This window comes from Niabella soli DSM 19437, assembly GCF_000243115.2.
Taxonomy (GTDB): domain Bacteria; phylum Bacteroidota; class Bacteroidia; order Chitinophagales; family Chitinophagaceae; genus Niabella; species Niabella soli.
Genome location: NZ_CP007035.1, coordinates 21,346 through 33,677, shown reverse-complemented (window position 1 = coordinate 33,677; position 12,332 = coordinate 21,346). Strand labels below are relative to the sequence as shown.

At 46.1% G+C, this 12,332-nt stretch carries 6 protein-coding genes; 2 read left to right on the top strand and 4 right to left on the bottom strand.

The window, feature by feature from the left end; genetic code table 11:
• Positions 1 to 103: 103 nt before the first annotated feature.
• Positions 104 to 1,756, bottom strand: a complete 1,653-nt coding sequence (locus NIASO_RS00115; protein WP_008582366.1) for a CTP synthase — start codon at positions 1,754 to 1,756, stop codon at positions 104 to 106.
• Between the two features lie 610 nt (positions 1,757 to 2,366).
• Between NIASO_RS00115 and NIASO_RS00110 the strand changes: the two genes are divergently transcribed.
• Positions 2,367 to 4,883, top strand: coding sequence for a M1 family metallopeptidase (locus NIASO_RS00110; RefSeq protein WP_008582369.1), 2,517 nt, complete (start codon positions 2,367 to 2,369; stop codon positions 4,881 to 4,883).
• 266 nt (positions 4,884 to 5,149) lie between these two features.
• Here the strand turns inward: NIASO_RS00110 and proC are convergent, their stop codons facing one another.
• From proC to purL, 3 genes are all read right to left on the bottom strand, one after another.
• Positions 5,150 to 5,944 (bottom strand): pyrroline-5-carboxylate reductase, encoded by a 795-nt coding sequence (gene proC / locus NIASO_RS00105; protein ID WP_008582371.1) that lies wholly within the window; start codon positions 5,942 to 5,944, stop codon positions 5,150 to 5,152.
• A 230-nt stretch (positions 5,945 to 6,174) separates the two neighbouring features.
• Positions 6,175 to 6,999 carry a hypothetical protein gene (locus NIASO_RS00100; RefSeq protein WP_044046239.1) on the bottom strand — a complete coding sequence of 275 codons (825 nt, stop codon included), beginning with the start codon at positions 6,997 to 6,999 and terminating at the stop codon, positions 6,175 to 6,177.
• 127 nt (positions 7,000 to 7,126) lie between these two features.
• The gene (purL, locus tag NIASO_RS00095) at positions 7,127 to 9,355 is read right to left on the bottom strand and encodes a phosphoribosylformylglycinamidine synthase subunit PurL (RefSeq protein WP_008582374.1); all 2,229 of its coding nucleotides are present in this window, start codon (positions 9,353 to 9,355) and stop codon (positions 7,127 to 7,129) included.
• A 574-nt stretch (positions 9,356 to 9,929) separates the two neighbouring features.
• Between purL and NIASO_RS00090 the strand changes: the two genes are divergently transcribed.
• A complete protein-coding gene (locus tag NIASO_RS00090) occupies positions 9,930 to 12,119 on the top strand; it encodes a glutamine synthetase III family protein (RefSeq protein ID WP_008582375.1) in 2,190 nt (729 codons plus the stop codon).
• Positions 12,120 to 12,332: the final 213 nt, after the last annotated feature.

The following is a 12,332-nucleotide window of genomic DNA, read 5'->3' as shown; positions in this document are numbered from 1 at the left end:
TGTATTTTTTGAGGCCGCAAAGATAGGATAAAGCACGGGATTTGGTATAAAAAAAAGTCGCTCTACCAGAGAGCGACCTTCAACAATATATATATATAATTAATTATAAATCAACGTTTACCGTATCACTTTTTTTAACCGTCACGCTATGCTCGGCGGCATGGCTCAGGGCGGCGCCCACAAACCTTACGAAAATGGGATGCGGATTTTCCACTGTGCTTTTCAGTTCGGGGTGAAATTGAACGCCGATAAAGAACGGATGGGCGGGTAACTCAATCACTTCTACCAAACCGCTTTCGGGGTTTTTACCACTGGTGATCATGCCTGTTTTTTCAAAAGCTTCCAGGTAACGGTTATTAAACTCCCAGCGATGGCGGTGGCGTTCGCTTATCTGTTGTGTGCCGTAAATGGATGCCGCCAGCGACCCTTCTTTCAGCTCGCAATCATAGGCCCCCAGGCGCATGGTACCGCCCTTTTCCGTTATGTTCTTCTGGCTTTCCATCAGGTCGATCACTGGGTCTGCGGCCTCCTTATCCATTTCAGTGGAGTTGGCGCCCTTTAATCCGAGTACGTTCCGCGCATATTCAATAGCAGCCATCTGCATTCCGAGGCAAATACCAAAGAACGGCAATCCGTTTTCGCGCGCAAACTGCACTGCCGTGATCTTGCCTTCCACCCCTCTTAAACCAAAACCCGGCGCCACCAGCAAACCATCCAGTCCCGCCAGCTTTTCTCCAACATTTTCAGGGGTGATGTATTCACTGTGCACATTTACGATCTGCACCTGACATTCATTCACGGCCCCGGCGTGTACAAAGGCTTCCAGGATTGATTTATAGGCATCCTGCAATTCGAGATATTTACCGATCAGCCCGATACGCACCACTGATTTCGGATATTTCAACTTATCCAGGAAAGCCCGCCATTTCGTTAATTCCGGCTCCTGGTATTCCGTGATCCCCATGATCTTCAGCACCGTAAGATCCAACTTTTCGCGCAGCATCGCCATTGGCACTTCATAAATGGTAGACTGATCTGCCGACTCTATAACCGCCTCCTGGCGTACGTTACAAAACTGTGCGATTTTACGGCGCAGTTCCGGCGACAGCGGTTTTTCGGTACGGCAAACGATAATATCCGGCCTTACGCCCTCCTGGCTCAGCATCCGTACGCTGTGCTGGGTAGGTTTTGTTTTTAACTCTTTTGCTGCTTTTAAATAAGGGATCAGGGTAAGATGGATCACTACTGTATCCTCATCCGGGAGTTCCCATTGTAATTGACGGATGGCTTCCACAAACGGAAGGCTTTCAATATCACCGATGGTACCCCCGATCTCGGTGATCACCACATCATATAAACCGGTGGTTCCCAGTTCCATCATCCGGCGCTTGATCTCGTTGGTAATATGCGGCACCACCTGCACCGTTTTTCCCAGATAAGCCCCTTCCCTTTCTTTGTTGATAACCGTTTGATAGATGCGCCCCGTGGTTACATTATTTGCCTGGGAGGTGAAAATGTTCAGAAAACGCTCGTAATGCCCCAGGTCCAGGTCGGTTTCCGCACCATCCTCCGTTACATAACATTCTCCATGCTCGTAAGGGTTGAGCGTGCCCGGATCGATATTGATATAGGGATCAAACTTTTGTATCGTAACCCGCAGTCCCCTTGCCTGCAACAGCTTTGCCAGCGACGCTGCAATAATTCCTTTTCCCAACGATGAAGATACTCCACCGGTTACAAATACATACTTAGCCATAATGGTATATTAAAATCAATAAATTACACTTTAACAAGAATCATTTCACGAAAAAATTCAACCTGTTCCAACGATGTTCAGACACAATTATCACGGATAAAATAAAATAAGCCGTTATGACCAATAAAATTCAGTGAAAAACTTTGAGAGGTCATGCAAAGATATGAAATTTCGGATTTAGAAAAAATTCATGTTACGCGATGGGATTTCACGCAGCGGCCTAACGAAGCAGCTCAGTATTGCTCGCAAAGACGCGAGGAGGCAAGGGCGCAATGAAAAGGCCAAAGGGCTCACAGATCCCACGGATTTTCGCAGAAGTTTTTTTTAAATCTGTGCAAATCCGAGAATCTGTGAGAAAAAAATATTGAGCGGTTTGTGAGAGCTATTATTGGGTTCACGGATTGGAATAGACGCTTTCGCGATTAAATTTCTCGCGGCGACGCAGCGAAAGATGACGCGGATGAACACAAACACCTCCGCGTCTTCGCGCCTTCGCGGTTGAATTGCACGCGACCGTCCATCCCGCCATCGCACCGCAAAAATAACGGGGGCTAAAAATCGCTGTTAAAAACTCCGCTTCCGCCTTACTTTCGCACTAAATAAATAACAGATGAATAAATATTTGCTAACTCCGCTTGTTGCTGTTTTTGCCGCAACTGCTTATCTGCAACCCTTAAAAGCCCAGGTTATTGAAACCATTCCGAAGGGTGTGGATTCCACCTACCGGGCAACCACCACCAAGGTCAACGACCTGGTGCATACCAAGCTGGACGTCCGTTTTGATTATGCCAAGCGCTATCTCTATGGGAAAGAATGGATAACGCTGAAGCCTCAATTTTATCCTACGGATAGTCTTACGCTGGATGCAAAAGGCATGGACATTAAAACCGTTGCCCTCGTAAACGGGAAATCCAACACTCCGTTAAAATACATTTATGATAACGAGTTATTGCACATCAAACTGAACCGGCAGTACTCCAATGCTGAAAAATACACTATTTACATTGAATATACTGCTAAGCCCGATGCCCTCAAAGTAAAAGGCAGCGCCGCCATTACCGATGCAAAAGGCCTGTATTTTATTAACCCTGACGGAACAGAAAAAGATAAACCCACACAGATCTGGACGCAAGGAGAAACAGAATCCAACTCCGTATGGTTCCCCACCATCGATAAACCGAATCAAAAGACCACGGAGGAAATATCCATGACCGTCCCGGCTAAATACACCACATTATCCAACGGAAAACTGACAGCGCAAAAAAAGAATGCAGACGGTACCCGTACGGATACCTGGAAAATGGAGCAACCCCACTCTCCGTATTTATTTATGATGGCCGTGGGCGATTTTAAAATATACAAAGATACCCCCTGGAGAGGCAAGGAGATCAGCTATTACCTGGAGCCTAAATACGCGCCGTATGCCAAACAGATCTTTGGCAAAACGCCTGATATGATCAGCTTCTACAGCAAAACCCTGGGCGTCGATTTTCCCTGGGTAAAATACGGGCAGATCGTGGTGCGGGATTATGTTTCCGGCGCGATGGAAAACACTACGGCAACGCTGCATGGGGAACAGGTGCAAAAAACCGGCCGGGAGCTGCTGGACGGTAACCAGGAAGGAACCATTGCGCATGAACTGTTTCACCAGTGGTTTGGCGATTATGTTACTGCAGAAAGCTGGAGCAACCTGACTATGAACGAAAGCTTCGCCACTTTTGGCGAAGTGATCTGGCGGGGGCACGACAAAGGCAAAGAAGCCGAGGATCGTTCCCGCTATGAAAAACTGACCTCGTACCTGCGGGGTACAAAGAACGGGATCAGCCCGGCGTTAGCCCGTTATTATTATAACGACAAGGAAGAAGTATTTGACGCCGTTACCTATTCAAAAGGATCCATCATTCTTTACGCATTAAAGAATTTGCTGGGCGATGCTGCTTTTTATAAAGGCTTACAGAAATATTTACAGGACAATGCCTATAAAAACGGGGAACCGCAACAATTACGCCTGGCGCTAGAGGCTGTCAGCGGTCGCGACTTAAGCCAATATTTTAACCAATGGTGGTATTATGGCGGCCACCCCATATTAGATGTAAAGTATGATTATAGCAACGGCAAAGCTACGGTGCATGTTAAACAAATACAGGACCCTTCGGTGCAGACTTTTTTACTTCCGGTAAAACTGGATTATTATATTGGAAAGAATAAGATCACAAAATCGATACTCATCAATAAAAGGGAGCAGGATTTTAGTTTTGACCTCACAGGCAAGCCCGATTTTGTAGATTTCGATGTGGACAAGATCATTGTCGGAGAAATAAAAGAAGACAAAACCGTCGATGATTATGCCTTCCAATATAAAAATGCACCCTCCTTTGCCAACCGGATCAACGCGCTCAACTTTGTCCGCAAAGATAAAAGTCCTAAGGCGCAGCAATTACTGGCTGCTATGTTGAAAGATCCTGATGCTGAGATACGCGCCATCAGCATTGAATCGATCGATCTCACCAATGCTGAGATCAAAAATGCCGTACTCCCTGCAATACTGACCATAGCGAAGACAGATAAAGAAACAACAGCGAGGGCCGCCGCCATCACCAAACTGGCGCTTACGGGGAATGCGGCTTATATTCCGTTGATGGAAGCCGGCATACATGATCAATCATACAATGTTATTGGCGCCAGCCTGGCAGGATTGACGAAACTGGCTCCTGAAAAAGGCGCAGCCGCTATTAAGCAAATGGACGCCGATACAAAAGCACATATTCAACGGCCCTTATTTGAGTTTTACAGCACAGATGCAAAGGATGAATATCAATCGCATTTCTCGGAGGCATTGGCTGCAGCTACCCGGCCCAATAAAGCTTACCCGATCATCGGACCCTACGTTGGCTACCTGTTTAAAAATCCCAATCCCGCTATTACAGAAAAAGGATTGGCAGATCTGGCAGCGGCAGCCAAACGTTTAAAAATTGAAAACCTGTTTACCGCCCAGTTAATTCCCGCTTATGAAAACATGAGCGCGGCAAAAACACAGGCGGCTGCGAAGGCAAGCAGCACGGCTAAAGATGCATTGCTAAAGCAGGCCGAGCTGTTTAAAAAAGCAGCGGAAGCGTTTAAGAAATAGATTAGAAAACATCCCCTCATAACAAAATAGCAAAGGAGCTTTATTCCTTTGCTATTTTTGTATTATAATAAGGTGGCATTCATTTTATTAAAAAAACAATAGCTTCGGTACTGTTGTTAAACCGACTTATGGACCGAGCCGACGGCTCTCTGCGTTTAGTCCTGCACCTGTTAACAAGGAACTAAAGTCCCTTGTTAACCCATTAAGCCGAGGCTACGCCTCTTCTAAGTCCATAATGATGCTCTGGGCGCCGGTTGGCACGTTGCTTAATCTTTCGCTATTTTATTATAACTCGCGATCACCCCACGGATCAATGAAGAACTAAACCCGCGGTGCTCCATTTCATTCAACCCCACAATGGTACAGCCTTTGGGGGTAGTTACCTTATCAATTTCCTGCTCCGGATGGCTTCCGTTTTTCAATAACAATTCCGCCGCACCCTTTACCGTTTGCGCGGCAATAAGACTGGCGGTCTTTGCATCAAACCCTATTTCGATACCTGCCTGTATATTGGCGCGGATATAACGCATGGCATAGGCCGTTCCGCAGGCACCCAGCACCGTAGCGGCATCCATCAGCTTTTCGTCGATCAGCGCTACCTTGCCGAGGGTATTAAACATATCCACTACAAAGGAAGCTTGTTGTTCCGTTGCATTACTATAGCTGATACAGGTAATGCTTTCCTGGATGGCAATAGCCGTATTGGGCATGGCCCGGAACAGTGGCAGGCTCTTTTTTACCATCTCCTGCAAATCCGATAGCGACACACCCGTAATTACCGACACAATAGTATGTTTGGCCGTCAGTTGTTTTTTGAACCCTTCAATTACAGCAGCCACCTGGAAGGGTTTCACCGCTAAAATGACCAGGTCACTTTGTTTTACTGCTGTTGTATTATCGGCCGTTATCGTTACGCCTTTTTTCTCTAATTCTTTTAGCGTAGCCGGGTTCCTTTTCGTTATGGTAATAGCGTCGGGTTTGCAAAACCTGCTTTTTATTAATCCTTCGGCTATCGCAGTGCCAAGGTTTCCTCCGCCAATAATGGCTATTCTTTCAGACATAAAATAAATTTGAGGCTCTAAAATAAACGTATTTGGGCAAAACACAAAGGACCGGGTAAGTAGGCGGGCCGCAAATGACGCATGCAGGAGGCCCTGTGGCTGACCAAAAAGCCACTGAAACACAGAACCACTGAGTGGGGCGTGGATCTGCGCATCCCGAGGACAAAAAATTACTTTTCAGCGTCACCCCCGGAAAACTATGGGCATAATGCACCGCCGGTAGCTATAATTTAAAAAATATATGCCACACCGGCTTTTATAATGAAGATGGGGTTCGGGTATGCAGATGAGGCGTAATAGCCGCCTAACATTTTGTAGTTTTGCGGAAAGGCCAGTAAAGGTTCTGCCAGCAATTTAAATTTCTTATGAATGGTGTAACTAAAGGGCAAACTGGCCTCAACCGACATCAGGGTAAATTTGTTAATGTCAGACGAAGTAACGGTTGTTCCGCCGTTACCCCTGCCCTTGCCGTTTCCTTTCCGCAGATAATGCTCCTCCACGAAGTTTTGCGAACCCAGCCATAGGTACAATTTGGGCGTAAGGAGGAATTTGCCTTCGCTATCGCCAAATTCTATGTCTTTGGACAAACCGGTACCCAACACAAAATCATTGGCATCGCCAAAGTTGTACGAGGGCTCTATATTAAAAGTAACCGCATTAAAATCACGATAAAAATATCCCTCCAGTGCGGTGCTGATATCCGATTTTACAATATTGCTGGATGCGTCAAAAAAATATTTACTTACGCCAACGCCCATTCCCCATTTATCTTTTGAAAGCTCATACCCCACCGCAATATAGCCCCCATCCAGTTTACCGCTATGCAAATCCAGGTAGCCGTCCGCTTCCGCATACAATCCATTCTTAAGTGATAACCGTGCATTGGGAACGATCAGCGGGGTTTTAACAGAGTCCACACGCCCCAGGTATTGCAGGTTGTTTTGATAATTGACGCCGACTGTAACTGTCGTCTTTTTATCCTCCTGGGCGTTTACCCCGGAAAAAAATACAAGAGTAAATAATACCAGGGCCAGCAGTTTGGAATATGTGCTCATGTTTGATGCCAACGTTTTAAATACGCCGACCACAAAGGTCATTCCGGATTATGAAAATCATGTGAAAAGGGGGCCTTCCACATTAGTGTGAAAAGCCCCCTTTGTATACAACGATCAAAATAGTGTATTACAATCCGCCCATAGCTTCAGCCGCTGATTCCTTAGCAAGAAAGGATTCAATAGCAGTATCGTATTTAGTTTGCCATCCGGCGATGGTTCCCCAATCTTCCCCGTTAATACGGATTGCACCGGAGGTAACCGTTCCGATCTTTTCAAAAACAACACCGGCTTCCTTTTCAAATTGGGCGGTTTTATCCGCTGCAACGCTGATCACCACCCGGCTTTGGGCTTCGCCAAACAACGCTGCATCTTTCCTTAAGGAAGGATTGGTGTTGATGTCAAATCCCAGACCCCGGTTAAAGCCACTTTCCACCAGGGTTATAAACAAGCCCCCTTCGGCGATGTCATGGGCTGATAAAATCGTTTTATTACTGATCAGTTTTGCCAAAGCCTGCTGTAATGCAAACTCTTCTTCCAGTTCAAAATAAGGAGCCGCTGAGTGCGTGATGCCCTGCACATGATACACATACTCTGAGCTGCCCAGGTCGTCAGACTGTTTCCCGAGCACATAGATCATAGCGCCTTCGTTTTTGAAATCGAGGGTCATCTTATTATTCAGATCTTCCAATAATCCCACCATGCCAATGGTAGGTGTAGGATTTACAGGACCATCAGGATTCTGATTGTAGAAGCTCACATTGCCGCCCGTAACCGGCGTATCAAATTTACGACAGGCATCCCCCATCCCTTTGATCGCATTAACAAATTGCCAGTACACTTCGGGGTCATAAGGGTTACCAAAATTCAAACAATTGGTAACGCCCAACGGCTGCGCCCCACTGCATACCAAATTACGGGCTGCTTCGCTTACAGCGATCATAGCGCCTTTGTAAGGATCTGCATATACATAACGGCTGTTGCAGTCTGTGGTAATCGCCAATCCTTTTTTTGTTCCTTTTATCGTTACCACCGCTGCATCGCCCGGTTCATTAGTAGAAGTATTTACCGTTCCCACCATACTGTCGTACTGATTATAGATCCAGCGTTTGGAAGCAATGGAAGGCAATGTAATAAGCTGTTCGGCCACCGCTTTCAGCTCTTCGGATTGATGAATGGAGGCCCCGTTAAATGCACCAATCTTTTTTAAATAGGCGGGCTCTTTGTATTCACGATCATATTGCGGAGCGCCGCCACCCAATACCAGCTCTTCAGCAGGCAGTGAGGCTTCCAACTGACCGTTCATATAAAAATCAAGCAGCCCATTATCGGTTACGGTTCCGATCACAGACGCCGGAAGATCCCATTTTTCAAAAACGGCGATCACTTCAGCTTCTTTTCCTTTTTCGGCCACCAACAACATGCGCTCCTGGCTTTCGCTCAATAACAATTCCCAGGCCTTCATATCTTTTTGGCGGGTAGGCACTTTATCCAGGTCGATGCGCATACCCACGCCGCCTTTTGCGCTCATCTCCGCTGTGGAGCAAATAATGCCCGCAGCGCCCATGTCCTGCATCCCCACAACCGCGCCGGTCTGGATCACTTCCAGGCAGGCTTCCAGTAATTTCTTTTCCTGGAAGGGGTCGCCCACCTGAACGGCAGGCAATTCCTGCACACTTTCTGAAGTAATATCCGCAGAAGCAAAGGACGCCCCGCCGATACCATCTTTCCCGGTAGCGCTTCCCACGAAGATCACCGGGTTGCCGGTTCCCTCCGCAGTAGCAGAAACCGTTTCACCAGCATTTACAATACCCACGCTCATGGCGTTCACCAGCGGGTTCGTATGATAACATTGATCAAAGTAAATTTCTCCTCCTACCGTTGGCACTCCAAAACAGTTACCATAATGACCGATACCATGCACCACCCCGGCTAGTAAATGCTGCGTTTTTGCTTCATGCAACTTTCCAAACCGCAGCGAGTTCAAGGCCGCTATCGGACGTGCTCCCATAGTAAAAATATCGCGGTGAATACCGCCCACCCCTGTTGCCGCTCCCTGGAAGGGCTCTAAAGCCGAGGGGTGGTTATGTGATTCTATTTTGAACACAACGCCTAATCCATCGCCGATATCCATCAGCCCCGCGTTTTCCTCCCCTGCCGCTACCAGCATCCGGCCACCGTCGCGCGGAAGCGTTTTCAGCCATTTAATAGAGTTTTTATAACTGCAATGCTCGCTCCACATGGCGGAGAAAGCACATAACTCATTAAAATTAGGGGTACGGCCCAGTTTTTCTTTTATCAACTCAAACTCTTCTTTTGTTAAACGCAGCTGCTCCGCGGTTTTTACAGTTATCTCCATTATAATATATAGCTGATTTTATGTAGTAGTTTAAAAATCGCAGCGAATTTACAAAACAACTCCGTTTATATGAACATTTTTTGGCTGCACAGCAATTATCCTGACCGCCGGAACGCAAGACCATTCCCCCATCATTTTGAACCCGATGCCCGGTGGGTAAGAAATCCTGTTCTTTAACTACTAGATTTCTCCTCGCTTTCTTTCAGAAATGCTCGCCGAAACGACGGTTCCGCTACAGATTACCGCTTTCTGAAATTCTATTCCCGCGCTATGGCGTCCTGTCGTTAAACCATTACATCACAAAAGCGCTGGCAAGGCAGTTCTATCCGAAATTTATGAGTATATTTATTCCTGTTAATACCTCCGCTATAATGCTTGCCGTCTTTGCAAGACTGCACGGTTATTAAAATGAGCGTGCAGTTACATAATAAATATTAATAATATATTTATTTATGCTTAAAAACAATTAATTCATACAATTTATTCAAAATTTATTTAATAAAAAATCAAAAAATAGAAAATATATACTCATCAAATATCAATTTTCATTTATTTTTGCAAAAAATATTTTTAAATGTCATTAAGATTTAACGCAATCGCCGAGTTGCACACATACAATACCGATGTGGGCAAAATCACTCCAAAGATTACCGAAGTTTTCGGATCGCATGTTTTTAATCTGACAACTGCCAGGAAGTTTTTAAGCGATGAAGCTTATAAAAGTTTAAAAGCCTCCATTAATGCCGGTCAGAAAATTGACCGCAATGTGGCCAACCAGATCGCTACAGGCATGCGCGCCTGGGCAGAAGCGAAAGGGGTAACACACTATACCCACTGGTTTCAACCCTTAACCGGAACCACTGCCGAAAAGCATGATTCGTTCTTTACCTTAAAAGGCGATGGCACCCCTATCGAAGAATTTGACGGCGGAGCGTTAATTCAGCAAGAGCCCGATGCCTCTTCCTTCCCCAATGGCGGATTAAGAGCCACCTTTGAAGCACGCGGCTATACCGCATGGGACCCTTCGTCGCCCCCCTTCATTGTGGAAATCGGCTACGGACGCACCCTCTGCATCCCCACTATTTTTATATCCTACACCGGTGAATCATTAGATTATAAAGCGCCACTCTTAAAGTCCATCGACGCCTTAAATAAAGCAGCAGTAGATGTTTGCAATTATTTCGACCGCAATGTTGAAAAAGTTAACGCTACCCTGGGCTGGGAACAGGAATATTTTGTTGTAGATGAAGGACTGTTTAATGCACGTCCGGACCTGGTAATGACCGGCAGAACGGTTTACGGGCACAATTCTGCTAAAAACCAGCAGTTGGAAGATCACTATTTTGGCGCTATCCCTGAAAGGGTTTATGCTTTTATGCGTGATTTTGAAAACGAATGTTACAAACTGGGCATTCCTTTGCGTACACGGCATAACGAGGTGGCGCCCGCACAATTTGAGTGCGCCCCTATTTATGAAGAGATCAATTTAGCAGTGGATCATAACACGCTGCTGATGGACACTATGAGCCGCATTGCGCCCCGTCACGGCCTGCGCGTGCTGTTTCATGAAAAACCATTTGCGGGGGTGAACGGAAGTGGCAAGCATAATAACTGGAGCCTGGCAACCGATACGGGTGTGAATCTTTTAGCGCCCGGCAAAACGCCCAAGACCAATTTAATGTTCCTTACTTTCTTTGTAAATACCATTAAAGCGGTTCATGATTATGCTGATGTTTTACGAGCATCCATCGCTTCTGCCCCTAACGATCACCGTTTGGGCGCCAATGAAGCGCCGCCCGCAATTATTTCCGTGTTTATTGGGGAATATCTTACCAAGGTGCTGAACGAGGTGAAAGACCGCGTATCCGACAAAATGGATGAGCAGGATGAAAGCATGCTGAAACTGGATATTCATAAAACTATTCCGGAATTATTCCAGGACAATACTGACCGTAACCGTACCTCTCCTTTTGCGTTTACCGGTAATAAATTCGAATTCAGAGCGGTGGGTTCTACTGCCAACTGTGCTAACCCGATGACGGTTTTAAACACCATCATGGCACAAACCTTAAAGCAGTTTAAAAAAGAAGTAGACGCGCTGATCGAAAAAGGCGAAAAGAAAGAGATCGCGATCATGCAGGTGATCCGCGAATATATCATCTCCAGCGAAAAGATCCTTTTTGAAGGCGATGGCTATAGCGAAGCCTGGGAAAAAGAAGCAGAAAAACGCGGCCTGCCCAATTTAAAGACCACCCCGATTGCACTGGATGCAATGGTGAGTGAGAAAAATACAAAGCTGTTTGTTAGCAACGGTATTTACTCCCACGCAGAATTGGAAGCAAGACACGAGATTGAGCTGGAAAAATATATCAAAAAAGTGCAGATCGAAGGCCGTATCATGGGCGAAATGGCCACCAGCCTCATTCTTCCCCCGGCGATCCGTTACCAGACATTGCTAAGCCAGAATATCCGCGGGCTGAAAGAAGCCGGATTGCCTGAATCAGCTTATGCCAGTCAGAAACAGATCCTGAACAAAATTTCCGAGCACATCAATAAAGCCGGTGATCTGGTAGAGAAAATGATCGAAGCCAGGAAGATCTGCAACGCTATTGAGGATACCCGCACAAAGGCCATCGCTTATGAAAGCCAGGTAAAAGCGGCGTTCTTCGATCAGATCCGTTACCATGTTGACAAACTGGAATTACTGGTTGACGACAAGGAATGGTATCTGTCTAAGTACAGAGAGCTGTTATTTATGCGTTAGTCATTTTAACAAAGGTTATATAACAAAAGAGGCTGGATTTCATCCGGCCTCTTTTGTTTTCAGAATATAAATGATAATTTTCTTGGAATAAAAAGCCGCAGAAACACAGATCGACACCGACGCCTTCGCGGTTAAATTTCTAGCAACGACGCGGAGGAGCAAAGACGCGGCAAATTTAAAAATCGCCACAAATTCCATCGTTCTGTGTTGCTG

Coding starts and splice junctions, on each gene's coding strand:
- NIASO_RS00115 (WP_008582366.1), bottom strand. CDS start 1,756: ATGGCTAAGTATGTATTTGTAACCGGTGGAGTATCTTCATCGTTGGGA.
- NIASO_RS00110 (WP_008582369.1), top strand. CDS start 2,367: ATGAATAAATATTTGCTAACTCCGCTTGTTGCTGTTTTTGCCGCAACT.
- proC (WP_008582371.1), bottom strand. CDS start 5,944: ATGTCTGAAAGAATAGCCATTATTGGCGGAGGAAACCTTGGCACTGCG.
- NIASO_RS00100 (WP_044046239.1), bottom strand. CDS start 6,999: ATGAGCACATATTCCAAACTGCTGGCCCTGGTATTATTTACTCTTGTA.
- purL (WP_008582374.1), bottom strand. CDS start 9,355: ATGGAGATAACTGTAAAAACCGCGGAGCAGCTGCGTTTAACAAAAGAA.
- NIASO_RS00090 (WP_008582375.1), top strand. CDS start 9,930: ATGTCATTAAGATTTAACGCAATCGCCGAGTTGCACACATACAATACC.